Genomic DNA, 16,994 nt, shown 5'->3' on the forward strand with positions numbered 1-16,994 from the left:
AGTTATGCCTGGTAAATAGGAAAACGTGAAGTCAGTGCATGAACATCAGTTTTGATTGCTGCATGTGCTGCTGCATCATCAGTTTTGATTGCACGTGAAATCAATGAGGCGATCTGCTTCATCTCTTCAACACCCATACCTTGGGTTGTTGTTGCAGGTGAACCAACGCGAATTCCACTTGTAATGCCTGGCTTTTCTGGATCGTAAGGAATTGAGTTCTTATTCATAACAATTCCAGCAGCTCCACAACGCTCATCGGCAACCTTGCCAGTTACGCCAGTGCTGCGAATATCCATAAGTGCCAAGTGGGTTTCAGTTCCACCAGAAACTGCTCGCATGCCTTCTGCTTCAAGTGCTGCAGCTAATGCCTTTGCGTTAACAATTACATCCTTTGCATACTTTTGATATGCAGGAGTTGCGCACTCTGCGAGCGCAACTGCCTTTCCGGCAACTGCAGACATGATTGGACCGCCCTGCATTCCAGGGAAAACAGCTTTATCAATCGCTGCAGCATGTTCAGCCTTAGCCAAAATCATTCCGCCGCGTGGTCCACGCAAAACCTTGTGTGTTGTAAATGAAACAACATCTGCATACGGAACAGGTGAAGGGATCGCCTTACCTGCAACTAAACCAATGAAGTGCGCTGCATCTACCCACATAATTGCGCCAACTTCATCGCAAATAGCGCGAATCTTTTCAAAATCAATCAGTGATGGGTAAGCAGTAGCTCCTGAACAGATCATCTTTGGCTTTGTGGCGATTGCTTGATCACGTAGCTGGTCGTAATCAATTAGTTCGTTGTCCTGGCGAACACCGTATGACTCGACGTTAAACCACTTACCTGAAAAGTTAACTGGAGATCCATGAGTTAAGTGACCACCATGTGGAAGTGACATCGCAAGAACTGTGTCCCCTGGCTTTGTAAATGCTTGGTACACCGCAACATTTGCTGAAGCTCCCGAGTGTGGCTGCACATTTGCATGCTCTGCACCGAACAATGACTTTGCACGTTCGATCGCAAGGTATTCCGCCTTATCAACCTCTTCGCAGCCACCGTAGTAGCGCTTCCCTGGATAACCTTCGGCATACTTATTAGAAAGTGTTGACCCAAGTGCAGCAAGTACTGCGCGCGATGTGAAGTTTTCTGATGCGATTAACTGCAGATTGGTCTGTTGACGCTTGAGTTCAGATAAAAGAACCGCTGCGATATCAGGGTCCTGCTGAGTTAAAAGGTTGAAATCTGGGCCATAAAAGGTTTCGGACATGCCCAAACCCTATAGGGCGATGGGCTTACGCGCCCGTAGCGCCAGGAACGATTGCCTGAATTTCCTCGAGCGAGACCGCGCCGATACGAAGTACCCGGACTCCAGTTTCATCCGCCTCAACAACCGTTGAGATTGGACCCTTGCGCAGGGTTCCATAATCAAACTTCAAGGCGACATCTGAATCTAAAACCATGACATCGCTGAGCATCTTTGGCGCAGGCATTCCCTTTCGTGCCGCGCTAGCAACCGCTAGTGGACCGGTTTGTGCAACTAAAGCTTTTGCAAACTTTGCTTTCGGAATTCGTACGCTGACTCGATCTAGTTGGTTGTTATCACCAAGATCCCAACTAAGACCAATTTGTGGGCGCAAATTCAATGAAACCATTCCGGGCCAAAACTTTTTCATCAATCCTTTTATTTCAGGGGTTATTTCGCGAACAACACCTTCTACAGTCTTTGTGCTTCCAACAATTACTTGAGCTGCGGTAAACAACGGATCTCCGCGAAGCACATGCATCGCGCGAACTGAGTCTGCTCTAAATGCATCGCACACATATGCATAACTATGTTCCATTGGAATCACGATGATAAAACCATCGGCGATCGCTTTGGCAGCCTTGTTAACGTGACGAGTTAACTCACCTTTCTTAAGATCAATGTCCTTCGCCATGGCTACCTCCTCACCGCACTAGTCCAACGTGGTCGTCCTACTAGGTCATCATGCAGGGCAATTTCTAGAAAATCTATAGCCAACACATCTGCAATTGCAGGACCTTGCTCTTCAGTATGTTCAATCACCAATACTCCCCCGCTTTTTAACAAACGAGAAGCTGCGGTGATAAAGATCTTTGGAATTTCCATTCCAGTTGGTCCACCGAAAAGAGCCACATGTGGCTCGAACGCTGCAACATCACGTGGCAACTGCTGAGAATCTGGAACATATGGAGGGTTAGCAATTACGACATCGCACTTAATTCCAGGCAATACATCGGCAACATCGCCTTCTACGACTCGAACATTTTCAGCGATTACAGAGACGTTTTTCTTAAGCCAGACAAGGGCTTCAGGACTTTTTTCAACAGCAATGACACGTGTTGTTGGAGCCTCAGTTGCAATAGCTAACGACAGCGCACCAGATCCTGCACCTAAATCAATCACGCTTACTGGTGCAGGAAGATTTTCAATATGCTGCAAAACAGCTTCCACCAATAGCTCTGATTCAGGGCGTGGAACCAATACACCTGGACCCACTTCAATATTTAAATATCTAAACCCAGCAACCCCTGTTAGATATTGCAACGGCTCAAAGTTCAGACGACGATCTAATAAATCAAAGAACTGTTCTTCTAATACATCTTTATCTTCGATGCCCAGCAACGTTGATTCAACTAAAACTGGGTTATGAAGATCCATACGTGACAGACCTAGAACATGAGCAAGCAGGTGTTCGGCATCAACTTCGGAAATACCAGACTCAGCTAACTGAGACTTTGCATCCCGTAGTAGCTGCTTAATATTCATATTAGTTTGCGTTAGCCAAACGTGCTGCTTTGTCAGCATCAAGCAAGGTTTGGATCATGTCATCCAAGTCGCCATTGAGAACCGCATCCAAGTTATTTGCCTTGTAGTTAACGCGGTGATCACTGATGCGGTTTTCTGGAAAGTTGTAGGTACGGATTCGCTCTGAACGATCCACTGTACGAACCTGGCTCTTGCGCTCGGCAGATGCAATTGCTTCAGCTTTTTCTTGAGCATCTGCAAGCAAACGTGCACGCAAGATACGTAGCGCAGATTCTTTGTTTTGTAGCTGGCTCTTTTCATTCTGACAAGAGACAACAATTCCAGTTGGAACGTGGGTTAAACGCACAGCAGAGTCAGTTGTATTAACTGATTGTCCGCCAGGACCTGATGAGCGGTAAACATCTACGCGCACATCATTCATGTTTAGCTCGACATCAACCTCTTCTGCTTCAGGCAAAATAAGCACGCCCGCCGCTGAAGTATGAATTCTTCCCTGGCTTTCAGTTTCAGGCACACGTTGCACACGGTGCACGCCGCCTTCAAACTTCAAGCGTGCATAAGGAGATTCTCCAGGTGCTGCGGTTCCTTTTGATTTAACAGCTACAGAAATATCTTTGTACCCGCCCATTTCACTTTCGGTGGCATCAATGATTTCAACTTTCCAGTTGTGCTTTTCCGCATAACGCATGTACATACGCAAAAGATCTCCAGCAAAGAGCGCTGACTCATCTCCACCAGCACCAGCTTTAACCTCCAAAATAACATCGCGATCATCATTGGGATCACGTGGCAGTAACAACTCTTCTAACTTTTCAGCGGCTGCATCACGTGCTGCCTCTAGCGCTGGAATTTCAGCTGCAAAATCAGGATCTACATCTGCAAGCTCTGCAGCAGCTAATAAATCCTCTTCTGACGATTTCCATGCTTTAAAACCAGCAACAACTGGACCCAACTGTGCATAACGGCGCCCGAGCTTTCGCGCATTTGCTTGATCTTCGTGAATAGAAGGATCAGCCATCTTCGCTTCTAGTTCTGCGTACTCACGCACCATTTCATGTGCTGATGCAAAGCGATCATTGCTCATCGACTGCTCCTTTCTATTTCGTTGGCACTTCTTAATTAAACATTAGGGAAATAAAAAAAACCGCGACCGCAACCCGACAAGGGCTGCGATGCGGTTTCTTTAGAAAGCTAGTTCTTCTTACCGAAGCGCTCTTCGAACTTAGCCACGCGACCACCAGTATCAAGGATGCGCTGCTTACCTGTGTAGAACGGGTGGCAGACTGAGCAAACTTCAACATAGATTGAACCGCTTGCAACTGTTGAACGAGTTACGAACTTCTCGCCGCAACCACAAGTTACTTGGGTCTCTTTGTACTCTGGGTGGATATCTGGCTTCATGGTTATTCCTTCTTTAATGCTTGGGTCTCATGTGAGTGAACCAAGCGGATGATTAACAGACCCCAAGGGTAGGCGAAAAGCCCACAATTGAGAAATTTACGCTTACTTTGAGTCGTCTGGACCCGAAGTTGTCTTCTGAATCTGCATCAAAAACTCGACGTTGGACTTAGTGCCCTTCATCTTCTCAAGTAACAGTTCCAAAGCAGCCTGTGGCTCTAGTGCGTGAAGAACGCGACGTAGCTTCCAGACAATGTTGAGCTCTTCTGAACCCATAAGGATTTCTTCCTTACGTGTACCTGAAGCAACAACGTTAACCGCAGGGAAGATGCGCTTATCAGCCATCTTGCGATCAAGGATGAGCTCCATGTTTCCAGTTCCCTTGAACTCTTCGAAGATAACTTCATCCATACGAGAACCTGTATCAACAAGTGCTGTTGCAAGAATCGTTAGTGATCCGCCATCTTCAATGTTACGAGCAGCTCCGAAGAACTTCTTTGGTGGATACAAAGCAGCTGAATCAACACCACCAGAAAGGATTCGGCCTGATGCAGGTGCTGCAATGTTGTATGCGCGACCAAGACGAGTAATTGAGTCAAGTAGAACAACTACATCGTGACCTAGTTCAACTAATCGCTTTGCGCGCTCGATAGCAAGCTCTGCGATTGTTGTGTGATCATCAGCAGGACGATCGAAGGTTGAAGCAATAACTTCACCCTTAACGCTGCGCTGCATATCTGTAACTTCTTCTGGACGCTCATCAACAAGAACAACCATCAAGTGACACTCTGGGTTATTTGTTGTGATCGCGTTAGCAATTGATTGCAGAACCATTGTCTTACCAGCCTTTGGGGGCGAAACGATAAGACCACGTTGACCCTTACCAATTGGTGCAATCAAATCGATGACACGTGTTGTAAGCACATTTGGCTCAGTCTCAAGGCGCAAACGCTCCTGAGGATAAAGCGGAGTTAGCTTTCCGAATTCAACACGGTTACGTGCCTCTTCAGGAGTCATTCCGTTAACAGTTTCTAGAGTGATCAAAGCGTTGAACTTCTGCTTTGTTTCACCTTCACGAGGCTGGCGAACCTGACCTGTTACAACATCTCCCTTGCGCAGACCGTTCTTACGAACCTGCTGCAGTGAAACGTAAACATCATTAGGGCCTGGCAGGTATCCACCTGTGCGGATAAATGCGTAGCTTTCGAGAATATCGAGTAAGCCACCTACTGGAACTAGAACATCATCTTCACCAATAACTGGCTCGCGCTCTTCGCGATGTCCTCGGTCACGGTTGCGATCACGATTGCGGTCACGTCCACGGTTGCGGTCGTTACGATCAAAGCGGCCACCACGATCGTTGCGATCATTTCCGCGATCGTTGTTTGACTGCGGCGCTGACTCATCATCGCCATCATCATCTGAATCTTGTGTGTTGTTTGAAGGCTTTGATTCCTTCTTGCGATTGTTACGCGCTTCGCGACGTGCTTCGCGTTCAGCCTTTGCAGCTTCGCGGTTCTTCGCCTGTAAATCAGCGATCGCCTCTACTAGTGCGTCCTTCTTCATCTTTGCTGCGCCTTCAACACCAAGTTGTGTAGCTACTGTCTTCAACTTTGGAAGGGTCATTGCAGCAAGCTCTGGACTCTGTGAGCGAACTGGTTCAATTTCTGTTGTCATGTATATCTTTTCGCTATTGGTTCTGGTCTCTAACTGAAAGTTTTAAAACTCGAGAACCTGGATTTTTGTTTTTTCTTGAGATTATCTGATGTGTTACTGGCTGCTAGATGAGCCGTTCAGATGAGTGAAGATTAGCAGGATTGCCCTGAAAATCCCAAAATTACGCTGTGACTACCGCTACCCCAGCGCGTGAGACGCCAAGAGAAATCATCTGGAACTTCTCCCCCGCAGCACGCTGAAGTTCAGCTGCCTCGGATTCCCCACCTGTGTGAAGAACCAAAACAGTTGGGCCCGCACCTGAAATAAATGCAGCTACCCCTGCTTTACGAAGCTTGGTCATTAAAGCAAAGCTCTGAGGCATCGCATCTTGGCGATACCCCTGGTGCAAATAATCTTCAGTAGCAGCAAGTAGTAGGTCTGGGCGATGTTGCAATGCTTGAACTAAAACCGCTGTATTAATTGAGTTTCGAACCGCATCCTGATGTGGAATTGATTCAGGCAACATCTTGCGCGCCTTTGATGTTGAAAGCTCTGTCGATGGAACGAATGCAAGAACACCAATACGTGGATCAACCTCAATGTTTAAGGATTGAGCAACAACATGTCCACGCTGGCTTTCCTGCCAAGCAATATTTGCACTGCCGTAAATCGCAGCTGTAACATTGTCAGGATGACCTTCCATTTCATTAGCGATGTTCAACATATCTTCATGGCTCATGCGCTCGTTGCCACCTAGAACAAGTGCGCGAGCAAGTGCTAATCCGCCAACAATTGCTGCAGCAGATGAACCAAGACCACGACCATGCGGAATTACATTTAATTGACGAAGTGCGATTCCGCGAGGACGTCCACCTAAGAAATCAAAACCTTTGTACATAGCTTTAATAACAAGGTTCTTATCTGTTGTAGGAACCGCATCTGCACCTTCACCGGTGACATCAATATCAACGCCCGCTTCATCCATAACCTGAGCCATGTAGCGATCATTCATTGTTAGCGCTAATCCAAGGCAGTCAAAACCAGGTCCTAAGTTCGCGCTAGTTGCGGGAACCTGAACCTGCATAGGTTGTGCCTTGAATGTTGGCTTCATTTTTTATGCAAGACCCAATGCTTTAGCTGCAAGCTTTGCGTTAACCGGAACAACAACTGGCTTCTTTGCAGATTCAAGTGCGTAAGGAATGTCCTTAAGTCCATGACCTGTAACGGTAATAACAATTGTCTTGCCCTGAGGAAGCTTTCCAGCCTTCTTGTACTTGATCAGACCGGCAAGTCCTGCAGCAGATGAAGGTTCAACGAAGATTCCTTCTTTAGCTGCAATTAAACGGTAAGCAGCCAAGATTTCGCGATCTGTTACAGAATCAATTACTCCGCCTGAAGAATCACGTGCATCAATTGCTTGCTGCCATGAAGCAGGGTTACCAATACGAATAGCGGTTGCAATTGTTTCTGGATTCTTAACAATCTTGCCCTTAACAATTGGCGCAGATCCTGCTGCTTGGAAGCCGTACATCATTGGAAGTTTTGTTGAAAGGCCATCCTTGTTGTACTCCTTGTAGCCCTTCCAATATGCAGTGATGTTTCCTGCATTTCCAACTGGAAGTGCGTGAATATCTGGTGCATCGCCCAACATGTCTACAACTTCAAAGCTTGCAGTCTTCTGGCCTTCGATACGGAATGGGTTAACTGAGTTAACAAGTGCAACTGGGTAGTTTTCTGACAGTTCGCGAGCAAGTGTTAAGCAATCATCAAAGTTGCCGTTAACCTGCAAAATTGTTGAATCATGAATAACCGCTTGAGCTAACTTGCCCATTGCGATCTTGCCCTTAGGAATTAAAACCGCTGGACGCATTCCAGCCTTAACTGCGTAAGCAGCAGCGGATGCAGATGTGTTTCCAGTTGATGCACAGATAACAGCCTTAGCGCCATCTTCTGCAGCCTTTGAAATCGCCATTGTCATTCCGCGATCTTTAAATGAACCGGTTGGGTTTAGACCCTCGTACTTAATCCACACATTATTGCCCAGCAGTTCTGAAAGGTTGCATGCATAAATAAGTGGAGTTCCACCTTCGCGCAGTGAAACGATCGGAGTCTTGTCACTTACAGGAAGACGATGACGGTACTCCTCGATTACTCCACGCCACTGATGAGCGCCAGCTGGTTTCTTTTTCGGAAAGATTGCCATTAGATCTGTGCTCCTTCGACGCGGATTACGCTTTCAACTTTGCTAACAATGTCCATCTTCTTTAACTTCTCAACACATGCATCTAAAGCATCTTCTGATGCAGCGTGAGTTACAACGATCAATTCAGCATCTTCACCTAAACCTGCTTGGCGAACAGTTTGGATAGAAACATTTTCGCTGGCAAATGTCTGTGCAATAGAAGCTAAAACACCTGATTTATCAGCAACATGCAGGCGCACAAAGAACTGTGATTTAACAGCGCCAATAGGTGCGATATCTAGATCTGCGTAATCTGATTCACCGTATCCAACAGTTGAATATGCAGCATGGCGTGCAACTGCAACAAGGTCGCCCAAGATTGCAGATGCAGTAGGTGCTCCGCCTGCTCCGCGACCGTAGAACATCAACTGACCAGCAGCTTCAGATTCAACATAGATCGCATTGAATGCGTTGCGCACAGATGCCAATGGGTGGGACAAAGGCAAGATCACCGGATGCACACGCACTGAGATCTCATCTTTAACAGTTAGCTCTGCGATCGCAAGCAACTTGATAACACTGTTCATAGATTTTGCTGCTTGCACATCATCAGATGAAATCTGTGAAATTCCTTCGCAGTAAACCTCATCAATAACAACTGTGCTGTGGAAGGCAAGGCTGGCAAGCAGTGCGGCCTTTGCGGCAGCATCATGACCTTCAACATCAGCAGTTGGATCTGCTTCTGCGTAACCAAGCTTCTGTGCTTCCTTTAATACCTCGTCGAAGGCGCGGCCTTCTTCATGCATCTTTGTAAGAATGTAATTTGTTGTGCCGTTAACAATTCCCATAACGCGAGTGATTTGATCACCAGCAAGAGATTCGCGCATTGAACGAATAATTGGAATCGCACCAGCAACTGCTGCTTCGTAATACAGATCTACTTTGGCCGCATCTGCCGCGTTAAATAATTCGTGACCATGAGTTGCAAGCAACGCCTTGTTTGCTGTGATGACAGATTTGCCATTCTTAATCGCTTCAAGGATCAAAGACTTAGCAGGTTCGATTCCGCCCATTACCTCGATGATGATGTTGATGCTTGGGTCTGAAACGATTGATTGCAGATCTGTTGTAACTAATGATGCATCTACGCCTTCGCGGGCACCAGCTGTGCGAACGCCGACCTTGCTCAACTTCAGCAGTGCGCCTGAGCGCTCTGAAAGCTCTTGTTCGTCATCTTGGAGCAGGCGAGCAACCTGGCTGCCCACAACGCCGCAGCCGAGCATGCCAATAGATAATGTTTTGACGCCCGAATTCATGGGCTCATTCTTTCACAGATGGGTTGAACGGCGTTAAATATCCAGCGCTAAAAGATCTTCAATACTCTCTCGGCGAACAATTACGCGAGCTTTTCCATCTTTTACTGCAACAACTGATGGACGAGGCACATGGTTGTAGTTGCTCGCCATGCTGCGTCCATACGCACCTGTTGCAGGAACAGCTAGCAAATCCCCCGGCACGATGTCTTCGGGCAAATCAATCTCACGAATAATGATGTCGCCAGTTTCGCAATGCTTTCCGACTAAACGGCTTGAAACATTTTTAGCTGTGCTGGTGCGGTTAGCAAGAATTGTTGTGTACTCAGCTCCGTACAGTGATGGGCGAATATTGTCGCTCATGCCGCCATCAACTGAAATGTAACGTCGGTGTGTGCCATTTTCTAATGTCACATCTTTAACTGTGCCAACTTCGTACAAGGTAAACATTGTTGGCCCAACAATTGCTCGTCCTGGTTCAATTGAAACAGTTGGCAGTTGCAAATTAAATGTTGCGCAGTGCTTCTTTACCGCGTTGGCTAGTGCCTGCATCGCATCACGTGGAACAACTGTTACGTCGCTTTCTAGGTAAGCGATTCCATATCCGCCACCGAGATCTAGCTCGGGCAACTCTTTCTTGAACTCATCGCGATACTTTGCAAGGAAGGTGACAAAGCGCTCTGCCAAGATTTCAAAGGATTCAAAGCCAAAGATCTGCGAACCAATGTGTGCGTGGAAGCCGCGAAGCTCTAATGAAGCATGTCCATGAACCGCGGTAATCGCCGCCCATGCTGCGCCGCTTGCGATTGAAAAACCAAACTTCACATCTTCATGTGCAGTGGCAATAGATTCGTGGGTGTGGGCTTCAATTCCTGGAGTTAAACGCAACAGCACACGCTGCACCTTGCCAGCCTTTGCCGCAGCTGTTGCCACTCGATCGATTTCATACATCGAATCAATAACAATTGTTTCTACGCCAACACTGATGGCCTTTTCAATTTCAGCAACTGATTTGTTGTTGCCATGAACTTCAATCTTTTTCGGATCAATTCCGCCGGCAAGGGCAACAGCCATTTCCCCGCCAGTGCTGACATCGATTCCGATACCTAAATCCTTGATCCAGCGTGCAACTTCGGTGCAGGAAAATGCTTTTGATGCGTAATACACAGTGCCTGCTTTATCGCCAAAGGCCTCTTGTAAAGCTGAGTTCCAGGCTAATGCGCGCGCACGAAAATCTGCTTCATCAATAAAAAATGTAGGTGTGCCAAATTCTTTAGCTAGCTCTTTAGCTGTAATTCCTGCAATAGAAAGCTCAGCACCATTTGTGACAGATGAGGACCACATGGGTTACATCCTCTCCGGTGCGCCAACACCCAATAGATCTAATCCATTGGCGATAACCTGCTTTGTTGCAGTACATAGTAATAAACGCGCAGTGTGCAGCGCAGTTAATTCTTCTTCGCCCATCGGAAGTACACGGCAATCGTTGTAGAAACCGTGATACGTACCGGCTAACTCTTCAAGGTATCGAGCAATGCGGTGTGGTTCGCGGAATTCAGCAGCGCTTGCAGCAACGCGAGGGAATTCGGCAAGGGCGCCTAGTAATTCATTTTCGCGATCATGCACTAACTGACCTGGGTCAAAATCCTTTAGTTCCAGCGATGCACCAAGCTCTTGTGCATTACGAAGTACTGCAGCAATACGAGCATGCGCGTACTGAACGTAATAAACAGGATTCTCATTTGTATTGCGCTTCAAAACATCTAGATCCATCACCATTGGAGTGTCCACTGGGTAACGAATCAATGTGTAACGAGCAGCATCAACGCCAACCTTTTCAACAAGCTCTTCTAAAGTAATGATTGTTCCCGCGCGCTTAGAAAGCTTTACTTCCTCGCCGCCTTCCATGATTTTTACAAGCTGACCAATAAGAACATGGATGTTGTATTCGGGGTCATCGCCAGCGCATGCAGCGGTTGCCTTTAAACGACCGATGTAACCGTGGTGATCTGCACCCAACATGTAAATACAGATATCAAAGCCACGTTCGCGCTTGTTAATGTAATAAGCGGTATCTGATGCAAAGTAGGTAAGTGAGCCATCGCTCTTTGTCATTACGCGATCTTTGTCATCGCCAAAATCAGTTGTGCGCAGCCAAACAGCGCCATCAACTTCAAATACATGGCCTTGTGCACGCAGCTTTTCCATACCGTGTTCAACTGAACCTTCATCATGCAGCGAACGCTCTGAGAACCACACATCAAAGTGGGTGTTGAAGGTATCTAGAACTCGTTGCTGATCCTTGAGCTGTAATTGATAAGCAGCTTCACGGAATGCAACGAAACGTTCTGATTCAGGCAAAGCTTTAATGCCAGCATTTTGTGCAACAACCTCTGCTGCTAAATCTTTAATGTAATCGCCCTGATAACCATTTTCTGGAACAGGATTTCCGAGTGCAACAGCTTCAACTGATTGACCAAAGAAATCCATTTGGTTACCGCGGTCATTGATATAGAACTCGCGTGTAACAGATGCACCAGCTGCGGTTAATACACGACCAAGCGCATCACCAACGGCAGCCCAACGTGTGTGACCTAAGTGCAACGGGCCAGTTGGGTTAGCTGAAATAAATTCCAAGTTGATCTTTACTCCTGCGAGCGCAGATCCTTTTCCATAATCCTTTGTTGACTTCAAAATTGTTTCAACAAGAACCGCTTGGCTTGCACGATTTAAAGTGATGTTAATAAATCCAGGTCCTGCAATATCAACCTTTGAAATTCCTTCAACACCAGTCAGTTGTGCCGCAATAATCTCTGCCACTTCGCGAGGATTTTTGCCAGCAGGCTTTGCCAACTGCAGTGCAATAGAAGATGCATAATCGCCATGATCGCGATCCTTAGGACGCTCCAGCTTTATCGCCTCTGGGGTCTGGCCACTCAGGGATCCGGCATCGATTGCTCGGCTGATAGCAGCCTTGATCGCGCTCTCTAAAATCTCAATTTGTGATGGCACTGAGCAAGGTTAGCGTGTGGGGTGGCGAGCGTTATCAAATCGTTAAGTGAAAACTGCACTTTTGACCGTATTCGGTAGTGACCTTTCAGCGTACGAGGACTACTTTTACCTCACTACTCACCCACACCAAAGGAATGGAAACAATTTCATTCTGGGTGATTTACCCCCGAAAGGTCGTTTATTAGATGACAAAGCGTCGTAACGCAGTCGTAGCTGTAATTTCAGCTGCAGTACTTGCACTAACTGGCTTCGTATCTGTTTCGTCTGCAACAGCAGCGTCAGTACAAGTTGGCGTAATTCTTCCAGATGCAGCTTCTTCAGCTCGCTGGGAAACAGCAGACCGTAAGTTCCTTGCAGCAGCATTCAAGGCTGCAAAGGTAACTGCAGATATTCAGAACGCAAATGGCGACAAGGCTAAGTTCGCAACTATTGCTGATCAGATGATGGCAAAGGGCGTAAAGGTTTTGATCATGGCTGGACTTGATTCACCATCAACAGCTGCTATCCAGGCAAAGGCTAAGAAGGCTGGCATCAAGACAATCGATTACGATCGTCTAACACTTGCTGGTTCAGCTTCATACTACGTTTCATTCGACAACGTAGCAGTGGGCAAGCTTCAGGGTCAGGGCATCAAGGCATGTCTAGACAAGGCTGGAAAGAAGACAGCTTCAATCGTTTACCTAAACGGTTCACCAACAGACAACAACGCAACATTGTTCAAGCAGGGTTATGACTCAGTTCTACGCCCATTGATCAACTCAAAGGCGTACACACTTGTTGATGACCAAGCTGTTCCAGATTGGGACAACGCAAAGGGTGGCGTAATTTTCGAGCAGCAGCTAACAAAGGCAGGCGGAAAGCTTGATGCAGTTGTATCAGCTAACGAAGGTCTTGGACTAGCAGCAGTAGCAGTACTAAAGAAGAACGGTCTAAACGGCAAGGTATGCGTATCAGGTCAGGATGCAACAGCAGACGGACTTGCAGCGATCCTTACAGGTGACCTTTCAAACACTGTTTACAAGGCTGTAAAGCAGGAAGCAAACGGAGCTGCAGCTCTTGCGATCGCATTGATCAAGGGAACTAAGGTTACAAACGCAACTGGAAAGACAAACGATGGAAAGCGCGATGTTCCATCAGTTCTTCTAGTACCAGTTGGAATCACAAAGGCAAACGTAAAGACAGTTATTGCTGATGGATTCCAGTCACGCGCTGATGTTTGCAAGATTGCAACAGAGGCTGTTTGTAAGGCAAACGGTATCTAATTCATTAGAAACCAATCTGTTTTACAGATGAATAATTGAGTGGTTCCGGCCTGAGAGTTATCTCGGGCCGGAACTGCTTTATTTACAGCAATACCTAATACTCTAAGCAAAGTTCATAGCAACAGATCCACTAAGGGAGCACACTTCATGAGCGAACCAATTCTTTCGCTTCGCGGAATTAATAAATCCTTCGGTCCAGTGCACGTTCTTAAGAACGTTGATTTTGATGCATACGCTGGCCAGGTAACAGCTCTTGTGGGTGATAACGGTGCGGGTAAGTCAACACTTATCAAATGCATCGCCGGCATTTATCAAGCCGAAGAAGGCGAGTTCCATTTTGAAGGGAACAAGGTTGAAGTAACCGGTCCTCGAGATGCAACTGCACTTGGAATCGAAATTGTGTATCAAGATTTAGCTCTGTGCGATAACTTGGACATTGTTCACAATATGTTCTTGGGCCGCGAGGTTAAAAAGGGTGTAGTTCTTAATGAATCAAATATGGAATCACTTGCTCGCAAGACTTTAGATAGCTTGAGCGTTCGAACTGTTAAATCAATCCGCCAAAATGTTTCATCACTATCTGGTGGACAACGTCAAACAGTTGCAATCGCTCGCGCAGTATTGTGGAACAGCAAGGTAGTAATTCTCGATGAGCCAACAGCAGCACTTGGTGTTGCTCAGACCGAACAGGTTCTTAACCTTGTTCGTCGCCTTGCAGATAATGGTTTGGCAGTAATTCTGATTAGCCACAACCTCAACGATATTTTCCAGGTTGCAGACAACATTGCAGCTTTGTACTTGGGAACCATGGCCGGACAGGTCAAGAAGAGTGAAGTAACAACAAACCAGGTAATTGAATTAATAACTACAGGTAAGTCAGGAGGTGCAAAGTGAGTAACGATGTAATCGTAGAGAAAGAGTCACTTGGCACAGTTGCCCATAACTATTGGAGCAAGGTAAAGGCTGGCGATATCGGTTCACTTCCAGCGGTACTTGGATTGATTGCACTTGCTGCAATCTTCACAACAATGTCTGAGTTCTTCTTCACCAACCGTAACTTTGCCAACCTTTTGACTCAGGCAGCACCTGTCATTGTTATTGCTATGGGCTTGGTTTTCGTCCTATTACTGGGCGAGATCGATCTTTCAGCTGGTTACGCATCTGGTGTGGCTGGAGCGGTTCTTGTTCTGCTTATTACTAACCATGACTTCCCTTGGTATGCAGCACTTGCAATCAGTATTGGCGTTGGAGCGGTCCTTGGTCTCTTGATGGGAACACTTGTTTCACGAATCGGTATTCCATCATTCGTAGTTACCTTGTCGGCATTCCTTGCCTTCCAGGGAATCTTGCTTCTGCTTGCAGGTGAGGGCGGAACAATTCCAATTGATAACAATGTTATTTTGGCTGTAGAAAACAGCAACCTGACACCAACTCAGGGTTGGATTTTGTACTTCGGCGTTAGCGCGGCATATGTATTGATGGGACTGAATCGCATCAACTCTCGCCGTCGCGCAGGTTTAAAGGCTGAACTTCTAAACCTTTGGATCATCAAGACTGTTGGTCTTTTGGTAATCACCGGAGCTGCGGTCTTTGCACTGAACCAAGAGCGTGGAAATCCTCCGGTGATTAGTACTCGCGGAATTCCAATTGTTGTTCCTATTATTTTGGCAATCCTTGTTGCAGGCACCTTCCTGCTTGGAAGCACTGCATGGGGTCGTCACTTATATGCAGTTGGTGGCAACGCTGAAGCTGCACGTCGTGCAGGTATCAACGTTAAGCGCATTCGCACATCTGCTTTCGTTTTGTGTTCATCGCTTGCAGCGGTTGCTGGAATGCTCTTCGCATCTCGCATGAACTCAATCTCTCCTTCAACTGGTGGTAGTTCAACACTTCTTTACGCTGTTGGTGCAGCTGTGATCGGTGGAGTTTCACTATTCGGTGGAAAAGGAAAGATGCGCGATGCAATCCTTGGTGGATTAGTTGTTGCAGTTATTGATAACGGCATGGGACTACTTGGTTACGGCGCAGGAATTCAATTCTTGGTAACTGGTGCGGTTCTGTTGGTATCAGCAAGCGTTGATGCGATCTCGCGTAGAGGAAACCTCTCAAACTAAAGTAAAACAAGCATTAATAAAAAGAACCCCTGGTTAAGTTAATAACCAGGGGTTCTTTTTATGAGGATCTAATTACTTCAAGCCCATCAAGTGCTCTAGGGCAAGTTGATCAACGGCCTCGTAGCCATATCCGCGCTTGCCAGCTGCTTCAACATCAAATGAATCCTTTGCAAGATCCTTCCACGTTTCTCCTGGTGCAAGTGTTGGTTCAGTAAGACCTGGAATGTTTGATTCCTTCATCGCTGCAATAACACGTGAATCTGCGCGGAAGGCTGCTGCGCGCTCCTTAAGAGCAAGGTAGGTACGCATATTTGCAGATGCTGACTCCCACACACCCTTGTCATCTTCAGTGCGTGCTGGCTTGTAATCAAAGTGCTTTGGACCTGTGTAGTTATAACGCTCTAGAAGATCTACCAAGAAGAACGCTGACTTTAGATCTCCGTGACCGAACACTAAATCTTGGTCGTATTTTGGACCGTGCTGTCCGTTAAGGTCGATGTGGAATAACTTCTTGTGCCACAACGCCTGTGCGATTCCATGAACAAAGTTAAGTCCCGCCATTTGTTCGTGACCAACCTCTGGGTTCAAACCAACAAGCTCTGGGCGATCTAGCGAATTAATAAATGCAAGTGCGTGACCAATAGTTGGCAAGAAGATATCGCCACGTGGTTCATTTGGCTTTGGTTCAATTGCAAACTTAATGTCATAACCGTTATCAGTTACAAACTCGCCAAGTGTGTTAAACGCTTCACGGAAGCGATCTAGTGCAACGTATGCATCCTTTGCGCCATCTGATTCAGCACCTTCACGGCCGCCCCAGCAGACATATGTTGTCGCACCGAGTTCAACTGCAAGTTCAATGTTCTTCATGACCTTGCGAATTGCGTAGCGACGAATATCTTTGTCATTTGAAGTAAATGCGCCATCCTTGAAAACAGGATGTGTAAATAAATTTGTAGTCGCCATTGGCACCTTCATGCCAGTTTCAGCAAGGGCCTTCTTAAAGCGATCGATGTGACCACGGCGTGCGCTGTCATCACTTCCAAATGGGATCAGATCATCATCATGGAAGGTCACGCCATATGCGCCTCGGGCTGCAAGCTCATTAACGGTACGAACTGGGTCCAAAGCGTCGCGTGTGGCATCTCCAAAGGGGTCACGTGCCTGCCAACCGACCGTCCAGAGGCCAAATGTGAACTTATCTGCAGGAGTTGGGGTCAATGACATGGCGTAAGCCCTTCTATCTATCTCGCGTGGAGATGCTTCGTTTT

General features: G+C 46.8%; 15 protein-coding genes. 3 read left to right on the top strand and 12 right to left on the bottom strand.

Annotated elements, in window-relative coordinates:
- Window positions 1–2 precede the first annotated feature (2 nt).
- The 11 genes from glyA to argS all read right to left on the bottom strand — a co-directional run bounded on the left by glyA (window position 3) and on the right by argS (window position 12,347).
- Window positions 3–1,265 (bottom strand): serine hydroxymethyltransferase, encoded by a 1,263-nt coding sequence (glyA, locus tag AC8GFU_RS05700; RefSeq protein WP_506626183.1) that lies wholly within the window; start codon window positions 1,263–1,265, stop codon window positions 3–5.
- Between the two features lie 25 nt (window positions 1,266–1,290).
- Window positions 1,291–1,935 carry an L-threonylcarbamoyladenylate synthase gene (locus tag AC8GFU_RS05705; RefSeq protein ID WP_506626184.1) on the bottom strand — a complete coding sequence of 215 codons (645 nt, stop codon included), beginning with the start codon at window positions 1,933–1,935 and terminating at the stop codon, window positions 1,291–1,293.
- Between the two features lie 2 nt (window positions 1,936–1,937).
- A complete protein-coding gene (prmC, locus tag AC8GFU_RS05710; protein WP_506626185.1) occupies window positions 1,938–2,786 on the bottom strand; it encodes a peptide chain release factor N(5)-glutamine methyltransferase in 849 nt (282 codons plus the stop codon).
- 1 nt (window position 2,787) lies between these two features.
- A complete protein-coding gene (gene prfA / locus AC8GFU_RS05715; protein WP_506626186.1) occupies window positions 2,788–3,870 on the bottom strand; it encodes a peptide chain release factor 1 in 1,083 nt (360 codons plus the stop codon).
- Between the two features lie 107 nt (window positions 3,871–3,977).
- The gene (rpmE, locus tag AC8GFU_RS05720; RefSeq protein ID WP_506626187.1) at window positions 3,978–4,187 is read right to left on the bottom strand and encodes a 50S ribosomal protein L31; all 210 of its coding nucleotides are present in this window, start codon (window positions 4,185–4,187) and stop codon (window positions 3,978–3,980) included.
- A gap of 102 nt (window positions 4,188–4,289) precedes the next feature.
- On the bottom strand, window positions 4,290–5,861 hold the full coding sequence (gene rho / locus AC8GFU_RS05725) for a transcription termination factor Rho (RefSeq protein ID WP_506626188.1): 1,572 nt from the start codon (window positions 5,859–5,861) through the stop codon (window positions 4,290–4,292).
- 160 nt (window positions 5,862–6,021) lie between these two features.
- Complete coding sequence (gene thrB / locus AC8GFU_RS05730; RefSeq protein WP_506626189.1) at window positions 6,022–6,951, bottom strand: homoserine kinase; 930 nt, start codon at window positions 6,949–6,951, stop codon at window positions 6,022–6,024.
- A gap of 3 nt (window positions 6,952–6,954) precedes the next feature.
- Window positions 6,955–8,043 carry a threonine synthase gene (gene thrC, locus AC8GFU_RS05735; protein WP_506626190.1) on the bottom strand — a complete coding sequence of 363 codons (1,089 nt, stop codon included), beginning with the start codon at window positions 8,041–8,043 and terminating at the stop codon, window positions 6,955–6,957.
- Window positions 8,043–9,338, bottom strand: a complete 1,296-nt coding sequence (locus AC8GFU_RS05740) for a homoserine dehydrogenase (RefSeq protein WP_506626191.1) — start codon at window positions 9,336–9,338, stop codon at window positions 8,043–8,045. The genes thrC and AC8GFU_RS05740 overlap by 1 nt, the downstream gene beginning before the upstream one ends.
- Window positions 9,339–9,371: 33 nt before the next feature.
- Entirely contained in the window at window positions 9,372–10,679 is a 1,308-nt protein-coding gene (gene lysA / locus AC8GFU_RS05745) for a diaminopimelate decarboxylase (protein ID WP_506626192.1), read from the bottom strand.
- Between the two features lie 3 nt (window positions 10,680–10,682).
- Window positions 10,683–12,347, bottom strand: a complete 1,665-nt coding sequence (gene argS / locus AC8GFU_RS05750; protein WP_506626193.1) for an arginine--tRNA ligase — start codon at window positions 12,345–12,347, stop codon at window positions 10,683–10,685.
- Between the two features lie 185 nt (window positions 12,348–12,532).
- On the opposite strand from argS, the gene AC8GFU_RS05755 reads away from it, so the two are divergent.
- From AC8GFU_RS05755 to AC8GFU_RS05765, 3 genes are all read left to right on the top strand, one after another.
- Complete coding sequence (locus AC8GFU_RS05755; RefSeq protein ID WP_506626194.1) at window positions 12,533–13,609, top strand: sugar ABC transporter substrate-binding protein; 1,077 nt, start codon at window positions 12,533–12,535, stop codon at window positions 13,607–13,609.
- Between the two features lie 147 nt (window positions 13,610–13,756).
- Window positions 13,757–14,503, top strand: a complete 747-nt coding sequence (locus AC8GFU_RS05760; protein WP_506626195.1) for an ATP-binding cassette domain-containing protein — start codon at window positions 13,757–13,759, stop codon at window positions 14,501–14,503.
- Window positions 14,500–15,723 (top strand): sugar ABC transporter permease, encoded by a 1,224-nt coding sequence (locus AC8GFU_RS05765; protein WP_506626196.1) that lies wholly within the window; start codon window positions 14,500–14,502, stop codon window positions 15,721–15,723. The genes AC8GFU_RS05760 and AC8GFU_RS05765 overlap by 4 nt, the downstream gene beginning before the upstream one ends.
- A gap of 72 nt (window positions 15,724–15,795) precedes the next feature.
- On the opposite strand, the gene xylA is transcribed toward AC8GFU_RS05765, so the two are convergent.
- The gene (gene xylA, locus AC8GFU_RS05770) at window positions 15,796–16,950 is read right to left on the bottom strand and encodes a xylose isomerase (RefSeq protein ID WP_506627173.1); all 1,155 of its coding nucleotides are present in this window, start codon (window positions 16,948–16,950) and stop codon (window positions 15,796–15,798) included.
- Between the last annotated feature and the right edge of the window lie 44 nt (window positions 16,951–16,994).

The sequence above is a fragment of the Planktophila warneckei (SeqCode) genome (genome assembly GCF_965234675.1).
GTDB lineage: Bacteria > Actinomycetota > Actinomycetes > Nanopelagicales > Nanopelagicaceae > Planktophila > Planktophila warneckei.

Excerpts from the sequence above, each read along its gene's own strand:
- thrC (WP_506626190.1), bottom strand. The coding sequence starts at position 8,043 with ATGGCAATCTTTCCGAAAAAGAAACCAGCTGGCGCTCATCAGTGGCGT.
- prmC (WP_506626185.1), bottom strand. The coding sequence starts at position 2,786 with ATGAATATTAAGCAGCTACTACGGGATGCAAAGTCTCAGTTAGCTGAG.
- rho (WP_506626188.1), bottom strand. The coding sequence starts at position 5,861 with ATGACAACAGAAATTGAACCAGTTCGCTCACAGAGTCCAGAGCTTGCT.
- lysA (WP_506626192.1), bottom strand. The coding sequence starts at position 10,679 with ATGTGGTCCTCATCTGTCACAAATGGTGCTGAGCTTTCTATTGCAGGA.
- thrB (WP_506626189.1), bottom strand. The coding sequence starts at position 6,951 with ATGAAGCCAACATTCAAGGCACAACCTATGCAGGTTCAGGTTCCCGCA.
- AC8GFU_RS05740 (WP_506626191.1), bottom strand. The coding sequence starts at position 9,338 with ATGAATTCGGGCGTCAAAACATTATCTATTGGCATGCTCGGCTGCGGC.
- prfA (WP_506626186.1), bottom strand. The coding sequence starts at position 3,870 with ATGAGCAATGATCGCTTTGCATCAGCACATGAAATGGTGCGTGAGTAC.
- glyA (WP_506626183.1), bottom strand. The coding sequence starts at position 1,265 with ATGTCCGAAACCTTTTATGGCCCAGATTTCAACCTTTTAACTCAGCAG.
- AC8GFU_RS05755 (WP_506626194.1), top strand. The coding sequence starts at position 12,533 with ATGACAAAGCGTCGTAACGCAGTCGTAGCTGTAATTTCAGCTGCAGTA.
- AC8GFU_RS05760 (WP_506626195.1), top strand. The coding sequence starts at position 13,757 with ATGAGCGAACCAATTCTTTCGCTTCGCGGAATTAATAAATCCTTCGGT.
- xylA (WP_506627173.1), bottom strand. The coding sequence starts at position 16,950 with ATGTCATTGACCCCAACTCCTGCAGATAAGTTCACATTTGGCCTCTGG.
- rpmE (WP_506626187.1), bottom strand. The coding sequence starts at position 4,187 with ATGAAGCCAGATATCCACCCAGAGTACAAAGAGACCCAAGTAACTTGT.
- AC8GFU_RS05705 (WP_506626184.1), bottom strand. The coding sequence starts at position 1,935 with ATGGCGAAGGACATTGATCTTAAGAAAGGTGAGTTAACTCGTCACGTT.